We start from the raw sequence: 25,924 nt of genomic DNA, 5'->3' as shown, positions 1-25,924 counted from the left end.
GGCGGCCGCCCCCTACGGAAGGGAGTAGCCGCCGTCGACCACGAGTGCGTGCCCGGTCGTCCACCTCGCCTCGTCACCCGCGAGGTAGACGACGGCGCCCACGAGGTCCTCAGCCGTGCCGAACCCGCCGGGATGCCGCGTGGCGAGTACGTCCAGTGCGCCTTCTCGAAGGCCGTTGGTCAGCGTCGAGGGAAACGCGGCCGGGCACACGCAGTTGACCCGGATGTCCTCCTTGACGTACTCGAGTGCGGCGACCCTGGTGAAGTGGATGACGGCGGCCTTCGCCGCGCTGTAGGGCGCGCAGTAAGGCCACGCCGTGAGCCCGGCGACCGACGCGGTGTTGACGATGGAAAGCCTGCCGTGCCCGCGCATGGCCCGCACGCCTGCGCGCACGCCGTGGAACGTCCCGGTCAGGTTCACCGCGACGCAGTCGTCGAAGTCCTTTGTCGACAGGTTGTGCACGCGCGCGTTGGGCGAGACGTTGCCCGCGTTGTTGACGAGGACGTCCAGGGTGCCGAACCGCTCGACGGCATCGGCGACGACGTCGTCGAACGCGTCCCCGTCGGTGACGTCCAGCGCGGCCACAACCGTCTCGATGCCGAGCTCCTTGGCGACGGCGGCCAGCCCGTCCTCGCGCAGGTCGGCGAGCACGAGCGCGCGCACCCCCTCGTCGGCGAACGCCCGTGCGATGGCGGACCCGAGCGTGCCCGCGGCACCGGTCACGAACGCCGTCTTGCCGAGCAACCGTTGGCTCATCGGTGTCTCCTCAGTCTCGTCACCGGGTGGGCAGCGGGCGGGCGGGGACCCCGGCCACGCACGTGTCCGGTGGGACGTCGCGGGTCACGACGGCGCCGGCGCCCACCACGGAGCGGTCACCGACCTTCGCGTCGTTCATGACGATCGAGCCCATGCCGAGCATCACCTCGTCGCCGATCGTCGCGCGGGCGCCCACGGTGGCGCTCGTCGCCAGCGTGACGTAGTCGCCGACGTGGGAGTCGTGCCCGATGATGGAGCTGACGTTCACGAGCGCGTGCCTGCCCACGGTGGCGCCGTAGAGCACATGGGTGCCCTCCAGCAGCAGCGCGCCCGGCCCCACGGTCGCGCCGCGGCCGACGCGGGCCAGCGGATGGACGAGGCTCGCCGCCGTGGCGCCGAGGCCGTCGGCCTTCTCCCCGACCTTGCGGCGCAGGTCCGGCGCACCGACGCCGAGGACGTAGTCCGCGTCGAGCCTGCCCAGCAGGTCGTCGTCGCCGAGCACGGGCAGGTCGGCCGAGGCCTTGTCGGTGTCCCGGTCGAGCACGCCGACCAGCGTGTAGGTGTCGGTGTCTTGGTTGATGTCCTCGACGAGCCCGGCGATCTGCCGCGCGAGCTCACCGGCTCCCAGTATCACGAGTTGACGCACGACCACGAGCCTTCCGGCGAGCGCGCGGGGCCGGAAGACGGCGAATTCACACGCCGGGTCCAGGAGTGGAAGCCGACTCCTGGGGCCGGGCGGCGACCTGTCGTGAGACTGGAGTGTCCCCGCAGACGCAGGCTTTCTCATGGGTGGAGTGTCGTGAGCAGATTCGCTGGCAAGAAGGTTCTGGTGACGGGAGCCGACGGGTTCATCGGCAGTCACCTCGTCGAACGGCTGATCGCGGAGGGGGCCGACGTACGCGCGTTCTGCGTCTACAACTCGAACGGCTCCTACGGCTGGCTCGACGAGCTCGGCACCGACCGGATCGCCGACATCGAGGTGCAGCTCGGCGACATCCGCGACGGCCGGTCGGTGCGCAAGGCCGTCACCGACGTGGACGTGGTGTTCCACCTCGCCGCCCTGGTCGCCATCCCGTACAGCTACCAGGCCCCGGAATCCTTTGTGGACACCAACATCACGGGGACGCTCAACATGCTGGAGGCCGTGCGCGACGCGGGCGGCGTGCGCATGGTCAACACCTCCACCAGCGAGGTCTACGGAACACCGGAGTCGGTGCCCATCAGGGAGACCCACCCGCTGCGCGGGCAGTCCCCTTACGCCGCGTCGAAGATCGCGGCGGATCAGCTGTGCGAGGCGTACGCGCGCTCGTTCGAAGCGCCCGTGACGACGCTGCGCCCGTTCAACACCTACGGGCCGAGGCAGTCGATGCGCGCCGTGATCCCGACGATCCTCGGGCAGCTGCTGTCCGGCGCCACCTCGGTCCGGCTGGGCAGCCTCACGCCGAGACGGGACCTGACGTTCGTCACCGACACGGTCGACGGCTTCGTGCGCATGGGCTGCAGCGACCTCCCACCCGGCTCCCTCGTGCAGCTCGGCACAGGACAGACCGCGTCGATCGGCGAGTTGTTCCAGCTGTGCTGCGAGGTCACCGGTGTGGACGCCGAGGTCGTCACCGACCGCGAGCGCGTGCGGCCCGACGCCAGCGAGGTTCAGGTGCTGCTGTCTGAGCCGAGCCTGGCCAAGGAGAAGCTCGACTGGCAGGCGACGAAGTCGCTGGCCGACGGGCTCGCCGAGACGGCGCGCTGGCTGGCGCCGCGCGTCGACGCCGCACGCGCGGGCAGGTACCACAGGTGATCCCGCTCGCGGTACCAGAGCTGGCCGGAAACGAGGCCCGCTACCTCCAGGAATGCGTCACGAGCGGGTACGTGTCGTCCGCCGGCCCGTTCGTCGGCCGGTTCGAGTGCGAGTTCGCGGCCCGGCTCGGCGCGGAGCACGCGGTGGCCTGTGCGAGCGGCACCGCGGCGCTGCACGTCGCGCTGCGGCTGCTGGGCGCGGGCCCCGGCAAGCTCGTCGCGGTGTCCGATTTCACGTTCATCGCCTCCGCCAACGCCATCAGCTACACGGGAGCCGACCTGCTGCTAGTGGACAGCGAACCGCGCACGTGGAACATGGACACCGAGCTCTTGCACGACGAGGTGGTCCGCAGGGCGAGGGACGGCGGGCGCCTGCCGGACGTCATCGAGATCGTCCACGTGCTCGGCCACCCTGCCGACGTGGAACCGTTGCTGGAACTGCGAAACCGGTTCGGCATCCCGATCGTGGAGGACGCCGCGGAGTCCCTTGGCGCGTCGTGGAAGCCGGGCCCACAGGTCGGCACGGTGGGCGACATCGGCTGCTTCTCCTTCAACGGCAACAAGCTCGTCACGACCGGTGGCGGCGGCATGATCGTCACCGGCGACCGTTCGCGGGCCGACCGGGCTCGGCACCTGATCAACCAGGCGAAGCTCACCGACGACCAGTACCTGCACGACACGATCGGCTACAACTACCGGCTCGCGAACGTCGGAGCGGCGCTCGGGGTGGCGCAGATCGAACGGATCGACGACATCATGCGGGCCAAGCGCCTCATCGCACAACGGTACGAGCGCTGGCTCACCGGTCTCGCCGTCACTCCTGCGCCCTGCGCCCAATGGGCCAGGCCGTCGTACTGGCTGTACTCGGTCCTCCTTGGCGAGGCCGTGGACCCGGACTCCATCGTGGACGCGGCATCGTCGGCGGGGGTGCAGGCCCGCAGGGTGTGGCCGCCGCTGCACCGGCAGAGGCCCTACGTCCACACGGAACGGCTGGGCGGGCACGTGGCCGACAACCTCTACCGGCGCGGGCTCTCCCTGCCGAGCTCCGCCGGACTAGCCGAGAGTGACCAGCGCGTGGTGTGCGACCGGCTCCGCCGGATCCTGCCCGCCGCGCCGTGAGACCGGATGGGTGAATCGACATGACCGTATTGGTGACCGGTGTGGCCGGAAGGGTCGGCTCGTTGTTCGCGGGTGAGCTGATCCGCGCGGGCTACGACGTGCGGGGAATGGTGCGTCCCGGCGGGCGGACACCGGACGACGATCTGGCGGGCAAGGTCGAGCTTGTCGAGGCGTCGCTCGGGGACGCGGTCGCGATCGAGCGGGCCGTGCGCGGCGTGGACACGGTGGTGCACCTCGCGGCGCAGATCGTGATCGGCGACAGCCCCGTGGACCAGTACTACGACACGAACGTCCTCGGCACCCTGCGGCTGCTCGAGGCCGCGGCGGGCCAGGCGTCGCCGGTGCGCAGGTTCGTCTATGCGAGCACCGACAACACCTACGGGCCGGCCAGGCCGCGGACGAGGCAAATCACCGAGGAGGATCCGCAGGTCCCCGGTGACTATTACGGGACGTCCAAGCTGCTGGGCGAGACGCTCGTGCGCAACTACCACCGCCTGTACGGGCTGCCGTACACGATCCTGCGGTACGGCTCGGTCGTGGCGCCGCACGAGACCGTCGGTCTGTTCCGGCTGGAGTGGGTGCGGGCCTTCCTCGCCGGGCACGTCGCGGCGGGCAAACGGAGCAACCTGTGCGGGTTCCTCTCGCCGGGCGACGACCCCGTGGGCGTGCTCGACGCGGCGACCGGGGCGCGCGACGACAACCCGGCCGTCGTGCTCACGGGACCGGACCGGGAGCCGTGGGCGGTCCACCTGACCGACGTGCGTGACGTGGTCGCCGGCACGCTGCTCGCGATGGAGCATCCCGACGCCGCGGGCGAGGCCTTCAACATCGGCGGTCCGGGCACGACGACGTTCGCCGCCGCCGCCGAGGTGCTGAACAGGCACTTCCGCACCGACACCGTCGTCGCCCGGCTGCCGGTGAAGCTGGCCTTCGAGTTGTCGACGGACAAGGCGCGGCGCGTGCTCGGCTACGCGCCCAAGTGGGACCTGGACGGGATGCTGACGACCGCGCTCAGCGCGTCGCCCGCCGGGTCGGTTCCGTCGAGCGGGTAACTGAAGAAGCGCTTGCGGGGCAGTGTCGCGAGCTCGACGGTCCTGAGCACCGCGACGATGCGCTCGGCGGTGTGCCCGTCACCGTAGGGCGAGCGGGCCCCGGCCGCCACGCGCTGGTGCCCTGGCGTCAGGGCGTGGCGGATCGCCCGCTCGATCTGGTTCGCGTCCTCGCCACAGTCGACCACCGACTCGGCGCGGGGCCGCCCGTCCTGCCTGGTGCCGATGTTGACGGTCGGGGTGTGCATCGCGGGCACCTCGATGACGCCGCTGGAGGAGTTGCCGACCACGACGTCCGCGTGATGGACGAGGCTCAGGTACCGGACCTGGCCGAGTGAGGGCAGCACGGCGGTCGGCCCCGGCCTGCGGGCGGCGTAGGCGTGGATCGCGTTGCTGACGCCGCTGCTCGTCTGGTCGACATTGGTGCCCGTGAACACCACGGTGGCCTCGGGGAACGCGTCGAGTGCGGCCAGAAGCCCGGTGATGCCGCTCGTGCTGCCGCCGGGATCCGCGGTCGCCGGGTGGTAGGTGACGCCGATCGTCGGGGTGCGCAGCTCCACGCCCAGCTCCCTCGCCAGTGCGGAGCGATCGAGCAGGGTCGCGGTGCGGACGGTGTCGAGCCCAGGGGTGCCCGTGAGGTGCACGTGGGCGGGGTTCTCGCCCATCTGGATGACGTTGTCGCGAAAGCGTTCGGTCGAGGTGAAATGCAGATGGGCCAGCTTGGTGATGGCATGCCGCACGGATTCGTCGGTGGCTCCGCTCGTCGCCTCGCCGCCGCCGACGTGGGCGATGGGCAGCAGGCGCAACGCGGCCGCGACGGCGGCGGCGAGGGCCTCGTACCGGTCGCCGGGCAGCACGAGAATGTCGGGCGCGATGCGGTCGAGCGCGTCGGCGTAGCCGATGACCCCCAGTCCGAACGACTTCGCGACGGCGGTGGGCGAGTCACTGGCGAGCACCATGTCCACGTGCTCGTCGACGGTGAACCCGTCGGCCTCGATCTGGCGGACGGTGTAGCCCTGCTCGTCGACGAGGTGACCCCCGGTGGCCAGTATCCGGAGTTCGATGTCGCCTTCGAGGCGAATTGCCTCGATGACGGACCGCATCGGCCCGTAGTCGGACCGGGAACCGGTGAAGACACACACCCTGCGCATACGGCTCCTTTCTGGGCAAAGGGAGACCCTCACGATCCTCGCCGAGCGGAAAGGGTTCCCAGGGGCCAGCTTCCGCCGCGAGATCACCAGGCCGACCCGGCGGAACTCGTCACCTGCCCGGTCGTGAGCACGAGGCGAAGGATGAGGCAGATCAAGGCCGCCGCGTTGAGTACCGGCGCAGGTGGACGCTGACCGCGCACAGGCCTGGATCGGAACGCGAGAGGAGCCACCGCATGTTGAAGGCGCTGCCGACGGCGCGAGAGCACCCGCTGGATCCACCATCCGAACTGCGGCGACTCGGCGTTGAGGAGCCGCTGTGCCGGCTCACCTACCCCGACGGTCACGTCGGCTGGGTTGTGACGAGTTACGAGCTGGCACGGCTCGTGCTGGGCGATCAGCGTTTCAGCTCGCGTTCCGAGTTGCTCCGATCGGCGGTGCATCCGACGCGAATCGCCGAGGTAGAGCGGGGGGAGCCCGCGCCCGCGGGGTTCTTTGCCATCATGGACCCACCCGAACACACCAAGTACCGACGGCTGCTCACGGGCCATTTTACCGTCCGCCGCATGAACGTGCTGCAGCCGACTATCGAACAGATTGTCGAAAACCGCTTGAGCGTTCTGGCGGAAACCGGGCCGCCTGCCGATTTCGTCACGACGTTCGCACTGGCGGTACCATCGCACGTGATCTGTGCTCTGCTAGGGGTGCCTGGCGAGCATCGGGGGCTCTTCGAGCGGCACGGGTCGCTGCTGAACAGCCTCGAGGCGGACGCCGCCGAGATAAAGAGCGGCATGGCGGCGATGTCGGGTTGCTTGAAGGAACTGATCGAACAAAAACGCCGGAACCCGTCGAACGACCTGTTGACTGTCCTCGCGAGAGAAGACGGCCTCAGCGACGACGAGGTCGCCGGAATAGCCATGCTCATCCTCGTCGCCGGCCACGACACGACGGCCAGCATGCTTGCGCTGGGCACGCTGGTCTTCCTGCTCCACCCGGAATACGCGGAAGCACTGCGAGGAGGCGAAGCTTCCGCAGGCCGCGTTGTCGAAGAGATGCTCCGGTATCTGACAATCGTTCAGTACGGACTCCCCAGAACAGCGGTCGAGGATATCGAGCTCGCCGGCGAGCTGATCCGGGCAGGCGATACGGTAACCGTCTCACTGCCTGCGGCGAACTGGGACTCTGCTCGCTTCCCTGAGCCCAACCGGGTCGATCTATCAAGGAACACCGCCGGACATCTCGGTTTCGGTTATGGCTTGCATCAATGTCTCGGCCAGCACCTGGCGCGCCTGGAGATGCGAATCGCGTTCTCGCGCCTCCTTCGCCGCTTCCCCACCCTCGAACTCGCCGTGCCAATTTCCGAGATCCCGTTGAGGCGGCAACACATGATCTACGGAGCAGAGCGTCTACCTGTTTGCTGGTAACGCTCCGAGTATTCAGGTCAGCCTGATGTCCGGATCTCTGAGAATGAAGACAGCCGCGGCAGGGAGGAGTAGTCAGTGCCCTTGGCTGTATACGTTCTGGGCTTGAGTGTGTTTTCTCTGGGCACATCGGAGTTCATGGTCGCTGGTCTGCTGAAGATGATTTCCGAGGACCTTGGAGTGAGTATAGCGGAAGCCGGATTGCTCGTGTCCGCGTTCGCGGGAGGTATGCTCGTAGGTGCGCCCTTAGTCGCTGTGACCACACTTCGGATATCTCGCAAGCTCATCATGATTGCCATGTTGGTCATCTTCGCGGCCAGCCATTTCGTTGGGGCAGTCGCGCCGACATACGAAGTACTCTTCGCGACTCGTGTATTAAGCGCTCTGGGCTGTGCCGGGTTCTGGGCGGTTGCAGCAGCCTCGGCGATCATGCTAGTCCCGCCTCATCGTCGCGGCAGGGCAATGGCCGTTATCGTAGGTGGACTCACGACTGCGAACGTACTGGGTGTCCCTGCTGGCACATTCGTGGGCGGCCACGGTGGATGGCGTCTGGCCTTTTTATGCGTCGGCCTGCTCTCAGTACTTGCACTTGTCGGTGTGATTGTACTCGTTCCCCCGGAGTCGGGGACGTCGAACATGACGGTTCGACTGCGAACTGAATTGGATGCCTATCGAAACCCGAGGCTCTGGCTCGCTGTCGCGATAATCGTGCTGACGGCCGCGACCACAATCGCAACCTTCAGCTACCTGTCGCCGATACTTACCGAGGTATCCGGGCTTCCAGATGGTTGGCTACCAGGTGTTCTTTCGCTTTTCGGTCTTGGTTCTTTGGCGGGAGTGCTCATAGGGGGGAAGCTTGCAGACACGAGACCGATCTTCACGCTCGCCAGTGCTCTTTCGGCGATGATCCTGGTTTGCGTGTTATTGGCAACGAAAGCCACTGACCTGGCCATCTCGGTTTTGTTGGTTTTCCTGATGGGTTTCCTTGGATTTGTTACCAACCCGGCACTCAATACTCGTGTATTTGCCCTGGCTGACCGCGCTCCCACGCTAGCTGGTGCAACCTGTGTAACCGCATTCAATTGTGGCATAGCGCTCGCCCCCTGGGTCAGCGGTAAAGTCATCGACGCATGGGGACCCTATACTAGTGCCGCGTGGGTAAGTGTTGCCTTCGGTTCCGTCGCGTTGCTCGCCGTTGTCGCCGCAGCGATCGACGAGCACCAGGATGGACACCCACGGGCGCACTCAACCGCGCGGTCATAAGACTTCCATTTGATGACTATAGGAATTTTTTAGCGTCAGTTCCGTGCTTATAGTTCAGTCGGGGAGCGGCGTCAAGTAGCTGCCTTGTGTACGCGTCCTTGGGGCACGTGAAGATCGAATCAGTGGTTGAGGACTCTACTATACTTCCTTGGTTCATCACGGCGGTACGGTCGCATAAGAACCTAATAGCGCGAATGTCATGTGACACGACCAGAAGCGCAATTCCTCGCGATCTTTTCAGGTTGTTGAGAAGGTTCAGGATTTGCGCTTGGATTGACACGTCTAGGGCGGATGTAGGCTCATCTGCAATAACTAGACTTGGTTCGACGGCTAGTGCGCGAGCGATCGCGACTCGCTGCAGCTGGCCGCCCGAGAGTTCCCGTACAGGCCTATCTATCAGCTCCGTGGGCAGTCCAACATCATGCAGAAGCGCGTTGACGCGCACTTCTCGATCATGTCGAGAGCCAATGTGTCGTACCTGCAGGGGATCTCGTATCACTGCGCCAACTGAAAGCCTCGGATTTAACGAGCTGCGTGGATCCTGGAATATAAGGGCGGTATCGCCCCCCAGGAGACGATGCCGCTGTGCTACCTTCAGGGAGTAGATATCACGACCTCGGTACCGTACGTTTCCCCGAGTCGGCTTTACAAGTCCCAGTAGGGCGCGCGACAAAGTGGTCTTTCCGGAACCCGACTCTCCAATGAGTCCGACCGCCTCACCCGGTGCGATTCGGAGAGTCACGTCGTCGAGCGCCCGAACGCGTCGCCCTCGAGAGGTGTAGTCGACCGTGACGTGCTCCGCGACCAAGAGGTCGTTATTAGGCTGGACAGCCGAAGAAGCTGGCTCGCACTCGACGGGATTCAGTGTAGGGCTAGTTTGCGTCGCCATGATGTGTCCGGTCACACCGCCCGACCTCCATTCAGCGAAAGTGAGGCTGCCCGAGCCCGGACGCTTAGCCGTCCGCTGTCGATACTCGAGCTCACTGGCTCGTCGCATTTTCTGACTCGCACACCTGGCAGTCCTGGTTCGAAATGAGCGTTTCAAAAACAGTAAGTGTCTGGACGGTCGCCGTCAACAGGGAGCCGACGCTTTCTGAGAGACGGTGTGTGTGCAGCACCCAGTGTCGCTGTGATGGAGCCCGTGTCTCTGGCGCTCGTCACACGCCTGGCTCGCCGACGAACTGCAGTACGACGGGGACATGCGCGCGGCACACTTCATGCAATTGGCAAATCGCAAGCCGCATAACGCGGCGCGAACAAGGTGTTGCGTCGACTGTGTTGAACCAACCCGGACGTTCTCGGGTTTGATGGCCATCCCTAGTTTGCTCGAGCGGCACTGTCCGACAACGATGGATCCGGCTTGGCGTCTGCGAGTTTGACAGCCGAGGCGATGCGATCCTCGAAGTGATCGCTTCAACCACATCGCTCATCGTGGCTTGCCGCGTCCGAGTGCCCAGGTAGAGATACTTCAGCGCGACTTGTTCGGCCAGGAAGTGACCGCGTGACGTAGTCGTGGCCGACGCGGGTCCATAGCGTACCCGCCAGCCGCCACCGTCGCGGAGGCCGGCCGGGTCTTCTTGACATCTACGTGGCAGAGTTCGCCGGGGTCGTCCCGTTCGTACCGGCGTAGACGCTCTTGAGCAGGATGTGGGCGGCGGTCCTGGCTTCGATGGCGGCATCGAGGTCAGGCCTGGGCAAAAGGGTGCGCATCCAGCATCTCCTCGACTTCGCTAAGCGAGCTGTGTGCGATGTTGGACCACGGCCTTCAAGATGTCGGCCAGTCCCGGCAGGACCGTGCCAGTCGCGTCTGTTCCCGGGACCGTGACGGTCTGCTCACCCAGCGCGGTCCGAATGTCGGCGACGCACCGTTGCCGGTAGATCGACCACAACCAGCAGCAGTCCCATGTCTGCGAGCTAGGCGAACCCAGCCCGCAACTTCGGCTCGCCGTTAGGCAGGTCCCCGGGTCGAGGGTCGCTTGCCGTTGATGTCCAGACCGACGGCGTGGTGCGCGCACTTGCCGACGTCCAACCCCAGAAACACGTCATAACCTGCTGGTTATGTGCAGTCTCGTTCGTCCGTCGCGTGTGGTCGCCGGTCGAGGATCGACGGCCACCAGGCCCGGTGACACCCCGAATAAATCATTCCTTCGACTGGGGCCTCAGTCATGCCGGACCCGACGACCACAGCTCCTTCATCAGGCGTACCTCATCTCAAGCTGCTGCGGGCTACACGGCCAGCGTCCGCTGGTATTGACCGCCTCGGGGCCGGGCAGTATCGTTCTTGAAACTCTCATTTCAACCAGTGCGACGCTCCACTTCGGGAAGGTCTCGCCATGGTGACAACGGCTGAAGACGACGGATTCGCGGCTATCTGGCCAAGGCTCTTCACGCGCCGAAACCTGCTGCACGCAATGAGTGTCGGCGCTGGAGCTGCCGTAGCTGGCTCTAGTGGCCTGCTCTTGTCGGCTTGCACAGCTGGGGCACCGCTGCAAGCGACCAACTCCTCGGGCGGAGCCTTGACGGTATCGCTATTCAACGCGTTTCCGAGCTTAGACCCCCTTGCGGGACAGTTCGAGGCTACGCAATCTATTGCCAATCTATGGTCGGAGCGTCTGTACCGCGTCGATCCGTTTCCACCGCGTGCTCAGATTTCGCCTGAGCTTGCTAAGGGTATGCCTGTGGAGACCTCGCCAGGTGTGTACCAGGTCAAATTGGAAGCGAATCGAAAATTTCACAACGGAGAAGATCTTGACGCCGACGATGTAGTGTACACACTCAACCGCATCAAAGATCCGGCCGAGAACATCGATCTAGCGCGCTTCTTTGAACTTTTCGAAGAGGTAAGGTCCATTGGGCGCTATGAAGTTGAGTTCAAGCTCAGCGTTCCTATTTCACTAATTGTCGAGCGACTCTCGGTGTTCCCTGTCTTGTCGAGGTTTGTTCCTCCCGAGCAACTGAAGTTAAGGCCGGTCGGTTCGGGTCCGTACCGTGTGACTTCGGCTGTCTCGGAAAAAAGCGTACGACTCGAGAAATTCAACGAATATAAAGGTCCGCGAGATCAAACCTACGAAGTGCTGGATATCAGTATCGTCGAAGACGGAAACGCTCGAATATCAGGACTTCGAACGGCCAAGTTCGATGTGATCGAGCAAGTTCCGCCGACGGCATATGAGTCCCTAAAAGGTGATCATGGAGTCAAGGAAGCCGCTGTCGATAGCTACCGGTCGACCACGCTGATCTTCAACTGCGGAAAGCCGCCTTTCAGCGATGCACGCATGCGTCGAGCTGTATGTTACGCGATCGACCGCGATGCAATAACGCGCACGAGTTTCTTTGGTCTGGCTAAACCTGCGTGGGGGGGCTGGATACCAGAGGAACATCCAGAGTATGTGCGGCCTGAGCTGGTCTACAAGTACGCTCCCACGCGAGCTCGGCAGTTAATTAGGGAAGCCGGATACGGCACCGATCCTGTGCCGATTGATTTCCTGATCTTCAATGAGAGTTACGTGATATCTCAGCAGCCAATCATCGAACAGAACCTTCGAGACGCCGGGTTCTCCCCTAACATGGTTCCCGGAGGCTTGGGCCTCTACGCGCGAGTTCCAGAGGGGAGATTTAGTGCTCTCCTTGGGTACTCGGACGCATCTACCGGATCGCCTGATATCGACTTCCTACTGCGCTTCCACTTCTACGGTCCTCTGCCAAGGCAGTTTGCGCATTGGAATGCGCCAGCATTGGCGCGGATAGAACGTCTCTTGGATGAGGCAATCGAGATGAACGACGAAACACAACGTAGACAACGATGGTCGGAAGTGCAGGATATCGTTCAAGATGAAGTGCCCATAGCTGCGTTACACCGAGTAAAGCAACTGACGGCTTGGCGTTCCACGTTGAGTGGGTATCGAGCGCTCCCCGGGCCTGGATTCCTGCCTGACGGTGTTAGTGGGTAGTTCCAGGGAGGGGCGCGAAGTGCCTTTGGCAAAAGACTACCTACCGGGGACGCATCATCCGGTTTCCGACGAGGCGCAAGATGTCCGGTCGGCTGGGCGAAGTCAGAAAACGGCAGTCTGGCTATTTATTGGGCGGCGACTTGCAACTACTCCTATTGTACTTTTCGGCGTCATCTTACTTGTTTTCCTTATTGTTGACCTATCGCCGAACGATCCTGCCAGGGCCAGCCTCGGCCTGTTTGCCTCGGAGGAGGCTCGCGCCAGGTTCGCCGCTGAGAACGGGCTCGATGATCCAGTTTGGGCACGATTCTGGCGGTTTATTGTCAATCTCCTGCACGTCGATTTGGGCAGCTCAGTCGTCAGGCCTGAACCGGTGGCGCAGTTGATTGGTGCAGCATTGCCGGTGACGTTGCAGTTGATGCTACTTGCCACGGTGATATCGGTCGTTCTATCGCTTGCCCTAGGTGTACTAGCAGCTCAGACCGATGGTCGCCTGGTTGACAGGACCATCGGAGGTCTGGCTGCCCTCTTTCAGGCAGCGCCACCCTTCTGGGTCGGACTCATGTTCATCCAGCTGTTTGCCGTGGCTTTAGGCGTTTTGCCATCCGGTGGATATGTTCCTATTGGTGACGGCGTTAAGTATTGGTTTTCGTCTATGATCGGACCCGCGACCGTCTTGGCGCTTCCTTTTACGGCTGCGATGACTCGTATCGTTAGGGCTTCAGTCGCCGACGAGCTTGCGAAAGACTACGTGCGGACGGCGAAAGGTGCGGGAATTCCATGGTTGACCATCTTGATGAGAAACGTGCTGCGTAACTCGTTGATCTCACCAATTACGGTACTCGGGCTCTATATTGGTGGGTTGATGTCCGGGGCAATCGTGGTTGAGTCCGTCTTCAACCTTCCCGGCATGGGTACGTTGCTTGTGTCAGGCGCGGACCAAGGAGATCTCGGTGTAGTGCGCGGGGTTGCAATAGTCTCGGCGTTTGTGTTCGTGCTGGTAAATCTAGTTGTAGATGTCCTCTATATACTCTTGAACCCTCGTGCGGCAGAGGCGGTAGCAGAATGACGCTCAAGTTGCCACAGGGCCGACGCACTTCCGACAGTCGACGCTATCGGTACTTTCCAATGTTGCGGACTAAAAAGCTGGGTTCGTTATCCATCTGGTCGCTCCTAATTATACTAGGAGCTGCGCTGGTGCTGCTAGTACTGCCGGCCCTGGTGTCTACGTCCCCGACAGAGCTCGGTACTGAACAGCCGCTCGCCACTCCGAGTTCCGAGAATATATTCGGCACAGACCAAACGGGTCGCGATGTCGCGACGCGAGTGTTGTATGGAGCGAGGATCAGTCTCTTTGTTGCGCTGACTTCTGCACTGGGTGCGCTAATCGCAGGCGGAGTCCTCGGTGCAATCGCAGCCACTGGTCCAAAATGGCTTGGAACCTTGGTCATGCGTACCACTGAGATCGCATTGGCATTTCCTGGCATCCTGTTAGCGATCGTGCTGGCCGCTGCGATCGGTCCGAGTATGTCGACGACGATCATCGTGCTAGCGATTATATACACCCCTCCTATGGCGCGAGTAGTTCGCGGTGCTGTCTTTAGTGAGTACGGTGAAGATTATGTCACAGCCGCACGGCTCATTGGTACCCGTCCAGTGAGACTGGTCGGCTACCATGTGGGCATCAACGCTGGAGTCCCGGTTCTGGTCTATACGACGCTTGTTATGGCGGACGCGATAGTTGCCGAAGCTGCACTCTCATTTATTGGTGCGGGAACTAAGCAGCCGGCACCCTCGTGGGGAAACATGATCCGTGATGGGCAAGAGGTTCTGGAATCAGGGGCCTGGTGGGTTTCGCTATTTCCCGGCGCCGCCATTCTTCTGACTGTGATACTTCTAAACAGGTTTTCGGACGCAATCGGCAGGCGGTTGAGGTCCCGATGAGCGGAGTTGATACCGGAGTGCGAATGGGGGAACTAATGGGAGAAGATATCCTCGAGATCGAGAACTTGTCGGTTCGTTTCCCTCGACGTTATGGGCCGGTTTCCGTATTGGACAACATTAACCTCTCCATTGGTTCGGGCGAGCGCCTAGCAATCGTCGGTGAATCAGGCTGCGGGAAGTCTATTCTGGGTTTGGCTGTCTCGGACCTGCTCCCTTCTAGTGCAGTCGCAAACGGCCGCATCGAGTTCCTCGGAACAGACGTTAGGTCGATGAGTAAAAGTCGGCGTAGAAGCATACGCGGGCAAGGTATAGGGATTGTATACCAGGATGCGATGACGAGTTTGAACCCTGGGATGAGCGTAGGAAGTCAACTAACGCAAGTCTGCAAGCGCTCAGGGGCAGAGGCAACGCCAGCAGAACTTCTGGAGTCAGTAAGGCTCGGTGAGACTCGACGTATCTTACGCGCTAAACCGTATCAACTGTCGGGTGGCCAGAGGCAAAGGGTGCTCATTGCGCTGGCACTGGCGCGAAATCCTAGACTTGTGGTGGCTGACGAACCGACTACCGCGCTCGATGTCACTGTACAGGCGCAAATAATGGAACTTTTGCTTAATCTTCAAAGCAATCTTGGATTTGCGTTGCTATTTATCAGTCACGACTTAGCTTTAGTGTCGGAGTTCACGCAGAGAATTGCGATAATGTATGCCGGCCAAATCGTGGAGACAGGCTTGACTACTGAAGTGCTACAGGATCCTCGACATCCATATACGGCTGGACTCGTGTCCGCAAGTGTCAGTCTGGAGGAAGGGGATGACGAATTGAAGTCTATTCCTGGGCAGGTTCGTCGCCCGGAATCGTTTTTGGAAGGATGCCGGTTCCGCGATAGGTGCGAGCGAGTTACAGAGATTTGTTCCGTGCGCCCGAGAGTTGAAGAGGAGCCGGGGCGCGATTTTGCTTGCCATCACCCGTATGCAAAAACCGCATCGGTTGGGCGAAACTAAGCCCTGGGCCGGCGAGCGTCGGGATGATAGATTGACGCGTATAGATGTATGTGATGTCGCCCATGTTCAACGGCGATCGCAACGGTTCTGGGAAGTGAGTATGAGCGAACACATTCTGGCGAAGAAGGCACTTTGTACTCTTGAGAGTGTTGATCTGCAGCGAGGTTCAGAGTCAGATTTTTACGCGCCGTACTTGAATCTGTTGGCTCCGGACATATCGTTAGAGTTTGGTGTTCCCTCAGGAACTCCCTTACGTCGTTACATCCACGGTAAAGCCGCCGTTGAAGAATTCTTTTTGTCAGGGTTGCATGAGCTTTTCGATGAGCTGCGCGTCGATGGAAGCGTTGAGTTTGTAGGGGGGATGGATAAGGTGGCAATCCTGGGGCGTGAGAGTTACCGAATTAGGGCGAATGGGCGCCGTGTCGAAGGAAAGGCGTTTGCAATAATTTTGGAGTTCGCAGACGGTCTGCTGGTTAGGGATAGGCGTATTAGGGAAATGATGGAGTTTGTAGATGCCCATCGGTTCCTGTTGGGGGGAGAGTGAAATGGTTCTGCGTGGCGTGGACGGCCATGGTTCGACCAATTTTAATGGCGGATGGACTCGTGAGCAAGTTAATATCGGCCTTGCGTTACGTGCGTGGTCGTTCTTTTATATCAATTCTACCTATAGGGCTTCGGGTAACGGCGACGAGGTACTTTTTGAGCTCTTGGCAGAAGATGTGGTTTGGTCTCATGAAGGCCCGAAGTGTCCAGGTTTGCCGACTTACCCAGGTGAGGTCCGTGGTAAGCGAGCCTTGGTAGAGATGCTGACTTGGGAGCAAGATGTCATCGTTGACGTCGATCTCGAGGACCCTGTAGCGAAGCCCTTAGAGTTCCTGGCTAGTGGGGACCGAGTGGTGATGATAAACGAAGAGAGATACTTCATCACAAAAACAGCGAAGACTGTGCGTAATAACTGGAATGCTGTCGTCATGGACTTCGCGGACGGACTGATAACCAAAATAAGGATCATCTCCAATTTGAATGACTATATCGAGTCGGAACTTGGCGTCGGTTGGTCGAGCCACGTTCCGGAGTCGACTTGAACGGTGCGTGAAACTCTAAGCTCAGAGCAGGACCCAGCCGCCGTCGACGCAGACCGTCTGACCCGTCATGAACGAACTGTCGTCGCCGAGTAGGAAGCTCACGACGTTGGCGATGTCTTCCGGCTTCCCCCTGCGATGCAGCATCTGGCTGGCGAACATGATCTCGGCGACCTGCTCCTGGTCGGGGAAGGCCACGATCTCGGCCTCGGTTTGGATCGCGCCCGGCATCACACAGTTGACGCGGATGCCGCGAGGCCCGAGCGCACCGGCGAGGGACCGCGTGAACCCGATGATGCCCGCCTTGGTCGTCGCGTAGTGCAGGGATTTGGGTGCGCCGAGCTTGGCCTGCACGCTGCTGACCGTGACGATCGCCGAGTTCTCCGGCTGGTCGGACCTGGTGAATGCTCGACGGCAGCACAGGAAGAGGCCCTTCAGATTGACGTCGGCGATCCGGTCCCACTCGTCCTCGGTGATCTCGTGCCACGTAGAGCGGCCGGTCGCGGCGGCGTTGAGCACTAGTGAGCGGACCGGCCCGAGCTCGTGCTCGCACTGGGTGAACATCGTGTCCACCGAGGACGGGTCGCTGATGTCGGCGGGCAGTACGGTCGCTTTTCCGCCGGCACTCTGGATGTCCGTGGCGAGGTTCTTCGCGGCGGCGATCATGTCCTCGTCGGGGTAGCTGTTGATCGCGACGAACTCGCCGTCCGCCGCTAGCCGCCGCGCGATCGCGGCTCCGATTCCTTGTGACGCTCCAGTGACGAGTGCGACTCCGGTTCGATGCATCATCGTTCTCACAGGGCTCCGGCGAATCGGTGGGCGTAGCGGCCGGTCACGGGTGCCTCGACCGCGTACAGGAGACCACCGCCTTCCGGTTGCTCGTGGTTCGCGGTCGTGATGTACAAAATGGACAGGCCTGGACCTCCGAAGGCGCAGCTCGTCGTGCAGGGAGTCGGCACGTTCACGGTGGCCGTGACCTTGCCGGTTCGCGGATCGAGACGCCACACCTGCCCGGGGCCCCAGATCGCGAGCCAGATCGAACCTTCCGCGTCGACGGCGAGCCCGTCGGGAAGGCCGATCTCGCGCGGAACGGTACGGAGAACACGAGCTGCCCCCAGTTCGCCGGAGCCGAGATCGTAGTCCCAGGCGGTGACGGTGCCAGCGGTGCTGTCGACGTGGTACAGCGTGTCGCCGCTCGGCGACCAGTCGATGCCGTTCGACATGCTCAGCCGGCGCAACTGGGTGGCAACGCCACGGTCGTCGAGGCGGTACAGAGCGCCTCGACGGCTGTCGTCCATGACTGCGGACCCGGCCCAGGCCCTGCCGCGGGGGTCGATCGCGGCGTCGTTCATCGTGACACCATCGGCCTCCGTGGTCGTCACCTTCTGCGCGATCTGTCCGGTGCCGGGATCGAGCCAGCCGAACCCGGTCCGGGTCACGGTGAACAGGTGGGAGTCCGGACCGAGTTCGATGGCCGTGGCGGTCAGCGAGAGGGGGATCGACGACTCGTGGCCGTCGGTGTCGATGGTGTGGAGCCGGTCACCGGCGATGTCGAGCCAGCGGAGCCCGGCGTTGGGGTCCCACAGCGGCGATTCGCCGAGGCCGGAAACCGAGTCGGAGACCGGCGCCGCTCGCAGCGTGAAGTCGGATGTCGACCTAACCATGGGCCCTGCCAGTCGTGCGCATCGGTCCTCCAGGGATCGAGTCAGCGGGCTACGAAATCCGTGCGGCGAAAACCCGGAATGGAGGTCGCGGCCCAGTCGTCGACGCATGCCGGGACCTCGTCGAGCTCGGCCGGGAGAATCGCGGCCGCTTCGGCGCCGAAGCGGCTCAGGTCCTTCCAGCCCGCGCCGGTCAGAATGAGTACTACATGGGCGTCGAAGCCGATGCGGGCCTCCGCGACGTCGCGTTCGAGGCAGGCGAGGGACGCGGCCGACGCGGGTTCCACGAACACGCCTTCCGTCTCCGCCAGTCGCCGTTGGGCGGCGAGGATCGCGTCGTCTTCCGTCGCGGTGGCCCACCCTCCGGAATCGAGCACGGTCTTGGCCGCGGGGACCCCGTCGGGTGGGTGTGGGATCTGCAGCGCCGAGATCTCGCTCTCGCACGTCTCGATGACAGGTGACGGAATCTCGTGGTTGAGATGACGGGCGATGGGCGAGCACCCGTTCGGCTGACAGATGACCACTTTCGCCGCCGACTCACGGTGCCGCAGCCCTCGTCCGATGGCGGTGGCCAGACCCCCACCGCCGGTGGGAACGTAGACATGTGAGGCATCGGGCGCCTGCTCGACGAGTTCGTACGCGATGGTGTCGATGCCGCGCATTCCTTCGGGGTTGAACTCGTGGGCGGTGATCGCCAGGTACAGATCGTGACGTTCCGCGGCCGAGCGAACGTGGTCGAAGAGACTGTTGTCGGTGGAAGCTTTCGAACGCCTCCCGACTCCCTCGACGGCGACAACGCCGATCGAGTACGGCATCAGGGGCTGGCGCTTCTCCAAGGGGGCCGACGCGACGAGACACAGGAAACCGGGAAGCCCTGCCCGCGTACCATAGGCGGCCATCGACAGCCCGGCGTTGCCGGACGACGTGGCTATCCACCCGTTCTGCCCTCGTTGCCGTGCCAGGGATAGCGACATCGTAGCGACCCGGTCCTTGTAGGAGCCCGTGGGATTCTGCGACTCCAGTTTCGCGGACAGCTGACCAATCCCGAGCTGCCTGGCGAGGACCGGGAGGGACAGCAGGGGTGTGTTTCCCTCTCCGAGGCTGATGAAGTCGTCGACGGCCGGAAGATCCGCTGCGAATCGGCTCAGTCCTTGGCTGCGAGGTTCCACCTGGTTCACTCCTGGTGTGCGCTGGTCCTGGCCAGTACGAAGAGCACGTCGTCGACCGACGTTCGGGCACGGTGCCGGAGGAACATCACGACACCGTCGTAGGAGGCACGCACGGTCTCGAGCAGACCGCCGTGGTAGTCGTAGAGCCGACCGATCTCCTGGTTGTGAGCGACAGCGGCTCCCGCTGCCACCGTGGCGGTGAACAAGCCGTCGTACTTGGACTGAGCGCCATCGTCGAGGTCGCCGTCTCCGTACACCCATGCGGCGTCCAGCACGCTTCCGGGCCGGTACGTTTCCGGCAGCATTCCGATCTCGGCCATGATGCCGAGGACGCCACGAACATAGGTGTCGAGCTCGCGGCTGCGCACGGCTCCGCCCCCGGTGCACTCAGCGTAGACAGCCGGAATGCCTTGGTCGGCGGCGACGGACAGGCTTCGTCCCCGTCCGGTACGCGGATGCGACCAGATGAGGGGAGCGCCGAAGGCGACCGCGGCCCGCCGGGACTGCTCGGCCGCGCTGTTGTCCTCGGTGTAGCCGCAGAGCAGTGGCATCTGGTAGTTCAATCCGGCCGAATGCAGGTCGACGAGGAGGTCCGCACCGGTGATGACCTCTTCCGTGATGCCGGCGGCCAGTGCGGAAGTCGGTGATTCGTCACCGTCACCCGGAAAGCAACGTGCCAGGTTCTGCCCATCCAACGGGTTGAACCTGCTCTGCGCGGCCCATGCGACCGGGTTGGCCCGTGGGACCGCTCGAAGAGTTCCGGCAAGCGGCGCTCGCGAGACCTCATCGAGCAGACGGAGCACGGCCAGCACGCCTTCGTCCTCGTCGCCGTGAACACCGCCGAGTAAGGCGATCGTCGGGCCTTCGTGGTGCCCACGGAGGGTGGTCAGTACTGCTCCACCGGTGAGCACCGATTCCTCTCGGGAGGTTGTGCCCGGCCCCGCCATGCGCATCGCCCTCCCGCAGTCTTGCAATATCGAAACGCCTATTTCACTATAGCTGTGTTGGGGATCGAACCCAAGAACGACTTGGAACCCGGCAGTCAGGCGAAGCGACTCAGGAGCGGTGATCGTTGATGCGGGTTTTGGTGACGGGTGCGTCAGGTCGCGTAGGCGCGAACATGGTCCGACGGCTCTTGGCAGAGGGCTACGGCGTGCGGGCCATGGTGATGCCGGGTGATCCGCACGCCGGCAAGCTCGACCGGTTCGCCGAGGTGCAGATTGTCGAGGCGGATCTCGCCGATCAAGCGGCGATCGACTCGGCGTGCAAGGACGTGTCCCACGTGGTTCACCTCGCCGCGCAACTGGTTCGGGGTGCTACTCCGGTGGACCGGTTCTTCGACGTCAACGCCTTCGGAACGTTGCGCCTGCTCGAAGGCGTCGTTCATGCCGGTGGTGACATCGAGCGGTTCGTTCTGGTTAGTTCGGACGGAACGTACCGTCCTGGGGCGCCGCCGGCCGTGCCACTGACGGAGAGTGCGCCCCAGGAACCCGCAGACTACTACGGTACGGCCAAGCTGCTCGGCGAGATCATCCTGCGAAACCACGCCGCGCAGTTCGACCTGCCGTTCTCGATCGTGCGGTTCGCGACCGTGGTGAGTCCGGAAGAGGCGCCGAACATCTTCCGTGCCGGCTTCTGGCGCTCCATCCTCCAGTGGCAGTCGATGGGCAAGGACAGCCATCTGTGGCCATTGTTCGAGAACCAGCCCGATCTTGCGAAGCTCTACGAAGCCGCTGTCAGGGATGTTCCCGCCGACGCGGCGGTGGGCCTGACGGGCCCGGACGGTGCGCCCTGGACCTTGAGCATGGTCGACGTCCGTGACGCGGTTCAAGGTGTCTACCGGGCGATGACAGCGCCGGGGGCTCTCGGTCACGCATTCAATATCGCTGCCGCGGAACCCACCTCGCACGCGGAGGGGGCCTCGGTGGTCTCGAAAGCCTTCGGTGTCCCCAAACGGATGGTGGAAATGCCGATGACGTTCCGGTTGGAGCTGAGCATCGCGGCCGCGCGTCAGCGTCTCGACTATGAGCCACGGTACGACTATCGAACCATGGTCGAGTCCGCACGCCGGGGTGTGTCCGGAGGCGAGTTCATTCCGGCTGAGGCGGAAAGCGGCGTCGCGTCGACGTGGCGCGATGCCTGACAAAGTGGGTAGCCCGGTACAGGCGACCGTATGGATGGGGTCAACGGCAATGAATGACGTGCTAGTCGATCGAGTTGAATTGGCAAGAAGAGCCTTGTCCCATCTCGACACCAAGATCACTGAACGAAGCCTGGATGACTACCGTCCATTCTTCGATCTGTTGGCTGAAAAGGTCGTGTTCGAATACGCGTCACCTGCGAGTTCCGGATCGACCTGCTCAAAACAGGAACTCGTGAGCTACGTAACCGACTTGTTCGGATCCCTCTCCGATCCGATGCTGGCCGAAGAGATCCGTCTCACCAGGAGTCTGGAGTACTTCGCTCAAGGCGACAGGGTAGTGGTGCTGTGGTCTGAGTGTTCAGTGGACAAGAAGAGCGGGGCATCAGGTCCGGACAAGGAAGCTGTCGCGATATTCGATTTTCAGGGGAACGAGATCGTCAGGCTGCGTAAGTTCTCTCAGTGAATGGATATTATCCCTGAACCGTGGAAGCGCTCGATCACTGCTGATTTTCCGGCTGGTGCGCGCTTCAACCCCGCTCCGGGCGCTCTTCCGGAGTTGCGATCTGGTCCGCGATCTTCTGCAGTGACTCCGCCGCCTTGGCGACGTCTTCCGGTGCGAAGCGCGACGCCGGGGCGCTCAGGCTGATCGCCGCCGGCAGTCGCGTGCCCAGGATCGGCACCGCCACGCAGCGGCCGTCCGGCTCGTTCTCCGCGTTGTCCACCGCGTACCCGTCTTCGCGCACCTTGGTGAGCTCATCGAGGTACGCGTCCGGGGTCGTGATGGTGTTCGGCGTGACGCCCGGCATGCCCGCCTGCGCCAGCATCTCGCGGACCCGGTCTTCGGGCAGGTGCGCCGCGATCGCCTTGCCCAGTGCCGTCGAGTGGATCGGGTCCCGGTGACCGTTGGACACCGAGAGCCGGACCGTGCGCCTGCTCTCGACGATGTCGAGGTAGATCACCGCGTTGCCGTCCAGGATGCCCAGGTTCGTGGTCTCGTCGTACTCGTCACGCAGCCGCTCCAGCCACGGGCGCGCCCGCTCGCGCAGCACCTCGAGATGCCGCGACTGCATCCCGACGAAGCCCAGTCCCAGCCTGAACAGGCCGCTGTCGGTGTCGCGCTCCACGTACCGGTGGTTTTCCAGGGTCCAGAGGTACCGGAAGGCCGACGACTTCGGCAGCTGGGTCGTCTTCGCGACCGCGTTGAGGGTCACGCCGTCCACCGACTCCTGTACGAGGTTGAGGATCGAGCACACTCGCTCGACCGCTCGTACCGAGTAGTCCCGGCTCTCGTTTGACGGTTCTTCCTCTGGGGGATTAGGTTTCCTGCGTCCCGGCACGGAGCCACCTGGTTTCTTTCGACGACGGCACCCGCTGCCGACGTGGTTCTTCCCGACCGTGTTGACCCCGTCTCACGAGGTCGATAGGCTCGCTTTTGCGAATGACCTACGGGTTTCATTGTATGGAACTCGCCTCGAACTAGCAACGCCATCAGCGTCGGGGAGACACGGAGGCCTACCTGTGCCGAAGTTCGAGTTCTTCCGCTGGGCCAGCGTCGAAGACACCCGCGAGGGCGTCTCGAGGTACCTCTCCCCGCACCACCTCCGGCTGCTGGCCGACGGCGACGCCGTGGACGTCCGCATGATGGCGGCGCGGTTCCAGGACCTCGTCGTCACCGTGATCGACTACGGCGCCGTCGCGCATGTGGTCCCCTGGCTCACCGTCGGCTACCACCCGCTGATCGTCCCGCTGCGCGGGCGGGGCACGTTCCACTGCGGAGCCGAGGTGATCGAGGCGGAGACCGGTGTCGGCGTGCTCGCCTCGCCGAGCCAGCCGCTCTGGATGCGCTTGGACAAGGGCGCCGTCGCGTTCGTCCTGCGCATCAACGAGCAGGCGATCGGCAGGGTCCGGGCGAGCTCCGCCGGTTACCTCCCGAGCGAGTCGCTGGTGTTCGACCCCGTGCTGGATGTCCGGGAGGGCGACGGCCTCAGCTGGTGGAACCGGGTCCGCTCGTGCCTGCGCAGCGACTACCCCGGTGCAGGTGCCGTGCCCGGAGTCGAGGAGATGCTGATCCGCGAGCTGCTGTCGTTCCAGGCGTACCGCGTCGTCCCGCGCGCGGAGTGACGGCATGGGCGCACCGGCCGGTCAGGCGATCCAGCAGGCGATCGAGATCATGGAACGACATCCGCGGGCGGCGTCCGGTTCGCTGACCGGGCTTGCCGGTGCGGTGGGCCTCACCAGGCCTGCTCTGCACGACGCCTTCCGCGAGCACTGCGGGATGACGCCGCACCAATACCTGCGCCGGGAGCGATTCGGCGAATGGCCAGCACAGACACTCCGGTGAACCGGCTGCCGCTGGACCGCCACCCGTTGTTCCGGTCCCGCGATGTCGACGAGACGCGGGAGACGATGGCCCGCGTGCTGTGTGACCACCGGCTCGAGGTCGTGGACACGCGCAAGCCTCTCGACGCCAGGATGCATTCGTGCCGGCTCAACGCGGTGAGCCTGAACTACGTCCACTACGGCACCGAGGTGGAGGTGACTCCCGGCAAGACCGAGTCCTTCCACGTCGTGCAGGCGCACCTCGACGGCAACGGCGTGGTGAGGTGTGGGAAGCGTGAGGCGTACACGGAGCCGGGGCACGCAGCCGTGACGACCCCCACCGCGCCGCTGCGCATGCGGCTCTCCGGGACGAGCAGGCTGCTGGTCGTCCGCTTCGAGCGGACCGCGGTCGAGGCGGTGCTGGCGAGGCACCTCGGTCACCCGCTGCGCCGCCCGCTCGAGTTCGAGCTCGGCATGAACGTCGGTGTGGGCAGGCCCGCGCACTGGTTCTCGTCCCTCGAGGCCGAGATCACGAGGGCGAACCTGGACGACACACTGCTGTCCGATCCGCGCGTCGTGGCGCCGCTGGAGGAACAGCTGATCACCGGCCTGCTCCTGGTGCAGGACAGCAACTACCGCGCGGTCCTCGACGGCAAGGTGCCGAGTGTGCCCGGCGGCACCGTGCGGACCGCCGTCGATCTCATCGAGGCGGCCCCGGATCTGCCGCACACCGTTGGAGACCTCGCGGCTGCGGCAGGCGTCGGCATCCGCGCGCTGCAGGGCGCGTTCCGCCGTCAGCTCGGGGTCACACCGACGCAGTACCTGCGGGACGCGCGGCTGCGCCGGGTACGCGACGAACTGCTGGCGGCGGAGCCGGACGCGGGCGCCGTGTCGCGGGCGGCGCGCCGGTGGGGCTTCGGCCACCTCGGCCGGTTCTCGGGCTGGTACCGGCATCGTTTCGGCGAGAACCCGGCACAGACGCTCCGGCGGTGAGGTGCTATCGGGCGACGAAGGTGCCCTTGGATTTCAGGGTCTGCACGAGGCCGCGGTCGCGGAGGATCTGCGTGGCCTTGCGGACGGTGTCCAGTGCGACGCCGTACTCCTCGGAGAGTGCCCGCTCACCGGGCAGCCTGCTGCCGGGTGCCCATTCGCCCCGCTCGATGAGGCCCGCGAGGTGCTCGGCGAGCAGCTCGTACTCGTAACCCGTCTTGTTGTCCGGGTTGTACTTCTTACCAGGACCGCTCATAGAGCGAACCTTAGAACGGCCCTGAGCTGCCTGAAGTGGCAGGACGCGGGGTGCCGCGCTACACTGCGTCGGTTGACGGGCCGTTATGGTTCTGTTCTCTGCCGGTCCTGCCCGGGCCGGGTCGCGAATGCCGTTTCTCCCTCTGCATGTCGCACGGGGAACACGCGGTGAGGAGAGGCAGTTGATACCTGATCTTCCGGCCAATCCGCTGTCGGTCGAGCTGACGCTGCGCCATCGGCGGCTGTGGTGGCACACGGAGGACCAGGACGAGGATCCGGAGCGGTGGGATGTGTCGGCGGACGTCTGGCGGCTCGATGTCTGTCCGGACGACCAGCGGCACGTCGGCGACCTGGCGTTCGCGGCAGCTGGCCTCTTTCGGGACCGGGACCTGCTGGAGGCCGCTGCACTGGGTCGGTGGGTGCAGGACTTCCTCGTCCAGGCGGTGTCACTTGGGGATCGGCGCCTGCATCCCGAGCTGGCCGAGCGGATCGGGCCGGGACCCGAGCGGTTCGTGATCGTGCGGCGGGTGGAGATCACGGAGGACTGGCGGGGTCACGGGGTGGGCGCGTCGCTGCTGGCCGGCGCGTTGCGGGTGATGGCCCGCTCCGCTCGGTTCGCCCTGTGCCGGCCCTCGGCCGCCGACTTCGGCGGCGACGGTGCGGATGAGACGGCGGCCGAGCTCGACGCGGCGCGGGCGGGCGCGGCGCTGGCGCGCATCGGGTTCTGGCGCTGGCGGGGCGTGTACGTCGTGGACCTCGGGGACCAGACGCTGCTCGACGCCCGCAAGGACCTGACCGACCGCTGGTGGCCCGACGGAGACCGGACCTGACGAAAGCTGCCCGGCGGCGAAGCGGTGCCG

Annotated in this window: 28 protein-coding genes; 17 read left to right on the top strand and 11 right to left on the bottom strand. The window is 63.8% G+C overall.

Annotated elements, in window-relative coordinates; all coding sequences use genetic code 11:
* Positions 1–12 precede the first annotated feature (12 nt).
* Together FCN18_RS24630 and FCN18_RS24625 are read right to left on the bottom strand one after the other, a co-directional pair.
* Positions 13–756 (bottom strand): SDR family NAD(P)-dependent oxidoreductase, encoded by a 744-nt coding sequence (locus FCN18_RS24630; protein ID WP_112272395.1) that lies wholly within the window; start codon positions 754–756, stop codon positions 13–15.
* A gap of 19 nt (positions 757–775) precedes the next feature.
* Positions 776–1,402 (bottom strand): NeuD/PglB/VioB family sugar acetyltransferase, encoded by a 627-nt coding sequence (locus tag FCN18_RS24625; RefSeq protein WP_158303176.1) that lies wholly within the window; start codon positions 1,400–1,402, stop codon positions 776–778.
* Positions 1,403–1,555: 153 nt separating this feature from the next.
* Between FCN18_RS24625 and FCN18_RS24620 the strand changes: the two genes are divergently transcribed.
* From FCN18_RS24620 to FCN18_RS24610, 3 genes are read left to right on the top strand one after another with little or no spacing between them, the layout of a single operon-like run.
* A complete protein-coding gene (locus FCN18_RS24620) occupies positions 1,556–2,551 on the top strand; it encodes an SDR family NAD(P)-dependent oxidoreductase (RefSeq protein ID WP_228714112.1) in 996 nt (331 codons plus the stop codon).
* The gene (locus tag FCN18_RS24615) at positions 2,548–3,669 is read left to right on the top strand and encodes a DegT/DnrJ/EryC1/StrS family aminotransferase (RefSeq protein WP_113643618.1); all 1,122 of its coding nucleotides are present in this window, start codon (positions 2,548–2,550) and stop codon (positions 3,667–3,669) included. The genes FCN18_RS24620 and FCN18_RS24615 overlap by 4 nt, the downstream gene beginning before the upstream one ends.
* Before the next feature lie 20 nt (positions 3,670–3,689).
* Positions 3,690–4,721 (top strand): NAD-dependent epimerase/dehydratase family protein, encoded by a 1,032-nt coding sequence (locus FCN18_RS24610; protein WP_113643619.1) that lies wholly within the window; start codon positions 3,690–3,692, stop codon positions 4,719–4,721.
* On the opposite strand, the gene neuC is transcribed toward FCN18_RS24610, so the two are convergent.
* Positions 4,637–5,869, bottom strand: a complete 1,233-nt coding sequence (gene neuC, locus FCN18_RS24605) for a UDP-N-acetylglucosamine 2-epimerase (protein ID WP_112272388.1) — start codon at positions 5,867–5,869, stop codon at positions 4,637–4,639. The two genes, FCN18_RS24610 and neuC, sit on opposite strands and share 85 nt — an antisense overlap.
* Positions 5,870–6,102: 233 nt before the next feature.
* On the opposite strand from neuC, the gene FCN18_RS24600 reads away from it, so the two are divergent.
* Both FCN18_RS24600 and FCN18_RS24595 read left to right on the top strand, forming a co-directional pair.
* Entirely contained in the window at positions 6,103–7,290 is a 1,188-nt protein-coding gene (locus FCN18_RS24600) for a cytochrome P450 (RefSeq protein WP_137096210.1), read from the top strand.
* 75 nt (positions 7,291–7,365) lie between these two features.
* Positions 7,366–8,550: a Cmx/CmrA family chloramphenicol efflux MFS transporter gene (locus tag FCN18_RS24595; protein WP_137096209.1), complete on the top strand. Its 1,185-nt coding sequence runs from the start codon at positions 7,366–7,368 to the stop codon at positions 8,548–8,550.
* 16 nt (positions 8,551–8,566) lie between these two features.
* On the opposite strand, the gene FCN18_RS40875 is transcribed toward FCN18_RS24595, so the two are convergent.
* Both FCN18_RS40875 and FCN18_RS40615 read right to left on the bottom strand, forming a co-directional pair.
* On the bottom strand, positions 8,567–9,439 hold the full coding sequence (locus tag FCN18_RS40875; RefSeq protein ID WP_407675790.1) for an ABC transporter ATP-binding protein: 873 nt from the start codon (positions 9,437–9,439) through the stop codon (positions 8,567–8,569).
* Positions 9,440–10,134: 695 nt separating this feature from the next.
* A complete protein-coding gene (locus FCN18_RS40615) occupies positions 10,135–10,260 on the bottom strand; it encodes a hypothetical protein (RefSeq protein ID WP_267285374.1) in 126 nt (41 codons plus the stop codon).
* A 623-nt stretch (positions 10,261–10,883) separates the two neighbouring features.
* Between FCN18_RS40615 and FCN18_RS24585 the strand changes: the two genes are divergently transcribed.
* The 6 genes from FCN18_RS24585 (at position 10,884) to FCN18_RS24560 (ending at position 16,530) form a co-directional block, all read left to right on the top strand.
* A complete protein-coding gene (locus FCN18_RS24585; RefSeq protein ID WP_137096207.1) occupies positions 10,884–12,500 on the top strand; it encodes an ABC transporter substrate-binding protein in 1,617 nt (538 codons plus the stop codon).
* 19 nt (positions 12,501–12,519) lie between these two features.
* Positions 12,520–13,569 (top strand): ABC transporter permease, encoded by a 1,050-nt coding sequence (locus FCN18_RS24580; protein WP_137096206.1) that lies wholly within the window; start codon positions 12,520–12,522, stop codon positions 13,567–13,569.
* Positions 13,566–14,444, top strand: coding sequence for an ABC transporter permease (locus tag FCN18_RS40870; protein WP_113644451.1), 879 nt, complete (start codon positions 13,566–13,568; stop codon positions 14,442–14,444). Before FCN18_RS24580 ends, FCN18_RS40870 begins: the two co-directional genes overlap by 4 nt.
* Positions 14,441–15,445 carry an ABC transporter ATP-binding protein gene (locus FCN18_RS24570; protein ID WP_137096205.1) on the top strand — a complete coding sequence of 335 codons (1,005 nt, stop codon included), beginning with the start codon at positions 14,441–14,443 and terminating at the stop codon, positions 15,443–15,445. Before FCN18_RS40870 ends, FCN18_RS24570 begins: the two co-directional genes overlap by 4 nt.
* Positions 15,446–15,545: 100 nt before the next feature.
* On the top strand, positions 15,546–15,989 hold the full coding sequence (locus tag FCN18_RS24565) for a nuclear transport factor 2 family protein (RefSeq protein WP_137096204.1): 444 nt from the start codon (positions 15,546–15,548) through the stop codon (positions 15,987–15,989).
* A complete protein-coding gene (locus FCN18_RS24560) occupies positions 15,958–16,530 on the top strand; it encodes a nuclear transport factor 2 family protein (RefSeq protein ID WP_137096203.1) in 573 nt (190 codons plus the stop codon). The genes FCN18_RS24565 and FCN18_RS24560 overlap by 32 nt, the downstream gene beginning before the upstream one ends.
* A 21-nt stretch (positions 16,531–16,551) precedes the next feature.
* Here FCN18_RS24560 and FCN18_RS24555 read toward each other — a convergent pair whose 3' ends face one another.
* Genes FCN18_RS24555 through FCN18_RS24540 form a run of 4 tightly spaced genes read right to left on the bottom strand, consistent with a single transcriptional unit; the run spans position 16,552 to position 20,304 of the window.
* A complete protein-coding gene (locus FCN18_RS24555; RefSeq protein ID WP_113644454.1) occupies positions 16,552–17,316 on the bottom strand; it encodes an SDR family NAD(P)-dependent oxidoreductase in 765 nt (254 codons plus the stop codon).
* Positions 17,317–17,321: 5 nt separating this feature from the next.
* On the bottom strand, positions 17,322–18,191 hold the full coding sequence (locus tag FCN18_RS24550) for an SMP-30/gluconolactonase/LRE family protein (RefSeq protein ID WP_158303172.1): 870 nt from the start codon (positions 18,189–18,191) through the stop codon (positions 17,322–17,324).
* 41 nt (positions 18,192–18,232) lie between these two features.
* Positions 18,233–19,357 carry a pyridoxal-phosphate dependent enzyme gene (locus FCN18_RS24545; RefSeq protein ID WP_158303171.1) on the bottom strand — a complete coding sequence of 375 codons (1,125 nt, stop codon included), beginning with the start codon at positions 19,355–19,357 and terminating at the stop codon, positions 18,233–18,235.
* A gap of 5 nt (positions 19,358–19,362) precedes the next feature.
* Positions 19,363–20,304 (bottom strand): succinylglutamate desuccinylase/aspartoacylase family protein, encoded by a 942-nt coding sequence (locus FCN18_RS24540; protein WP_228714111.1) that lies wholly within the window; start codon positions 20,302–20,304, stop codon positions 19,363–19,365.
* 128 nt (positions 20,305–20,432) lie between these two features.
* On the opposite strand from FCN18_RS24540, the gene FCN18_RS24535 reads away from it, so the two are divergent.
* Positions 20,433–21,500, top strand: coding sequence for an NAD-dependent epimerase/dehydratase family protein (locus FCN18_RS24535; protein WP_137096201.1), 1,068 nt, complete (start codon positions 20,433–20,435; stop codon positions 21,498–21,500).
* Positions 21,493–21,963: a nuclear transport factor 2 family protein gene (locus FCN18_RS24530; RefSeq protein ID WP_137096200.1), complete on the top strand. Its 471-nt coding sequence runs from the start codon at positions 21,493–21,495 to the stop codon at positions 21,961–21,963. Before FCN18_RS24535 ends, FCN18_RS24530 begins: the two co-directional genes overlap by 8 nt.
* Before the next feature lie 64 nt (positions 21,964–22,027).
* On the opposite strand, the gene FCN18_RS24525 is transcribed toward FCN18_RS24530, so the two are convergent.
* Positions 22,028–22,837 (bottom strand): IclR family transcriptional regulator, encoded by an 810-nt coding sequence (locus FCN18_RS24525; RefSeq protein WP_112272362.1) that lies wholly within the window; start codon positions 22,835–22,837, stop codon positions 22,028–22,030.
* 181 nt (positions 22,838–23,018) lie between these two features.
* On the opposite strand from FCN18_RS24525, the gene FCN18_RS24520 reads away from it, so the two are divergent.
* Genes FCN18_RS24520 through FCN18_RS24510 form a run of 3 tightly spaced genes read left to right on the top strand, consistent with a single transcriptional unit; the run spans position 23,019 to position 24,812 of the window.
* Positions 23,019–23,621, top strand: a complete 603-nt coding sequence (locus FCN18_RS24520; RefSeq protein WP_158303168.1) for a cupin domain-containing protein — start codon at positions 23,019–23,021, stop codon at positions 23,619–23,621.
* A 4-nt stretch (positions 23,622–23,625) separates the two neighbouring features.
* Positions 23,626–23,841, top strand: a complete 216-nt coding sequence (locus tag FCN18_RS24515; RefSeq protein WP_112272358.1) for a helix-turn-helix transcriptional regulator — start codon at positions 23,626–23,628, stop codon at positions 23,839–23,841.
* The gene (locus FCN18_RS24510; RefSeq protein WP_112272356.1) at positions 23,817–24,812 is read left to right on the top strand and encodes an AraC family transcriptional regulator; all 996 of its coding nucleotides are present in this window, start codon (positions 23,817–23,819) and stop codon (positions 24,810–24,812) included. Before FCN18_RS24515 ends, FCN18_RS24510 begins: the two co-directional genes overlap by 25 nt.
* A gap of 4 nt (positions 24,813–24,816) precedes the next feature.
* Here the strand turns inward: FCN18_RS24510 and FCN18_RS24505 are convergent, their stop codons facing one another.
* Positions 24,817–25,065, bottom strand: a complete 249-nt coding sequence (locus FCN18_RS24505) for a GntR family transcriptional regulator (protein WP_112272354.1) — start codon at positions 25,063–25,065, stop codon at positions 24,817–24,819.
* 181 nt (positions 25,066–25,246) lie between these two features.
* Between FCN18_RS24505 and FCN18_RS24500 the strand changes: the two genes are divergently transcribed.
* Positions 25,247–25,894, top strand: coding sequence for a hypothetical protein (locus tag FCN18_RS24500; protein WP_137096198.1), 648 nt, complete (start codon positions 25,247–25,249; stop codon positions 25,892–25,894).
* Positions 25,895–25,924: the final 30 nt, after the last annotated feature.

Source organism: Prauserella endophytica, from assembly GCF_005146945.1.
Taxonomy (GTDB): Bacteria; Actinomycetota; Actinomycetes; order Mycobacteriales; family Pseudonocardiaceae; genus Prauserella_A; species Prauserella_A endophytica.
Note: the sequence above shows the minus strand (reverse complement) of the source record. Positions and strands in the feature narration are given on the sequence as shown.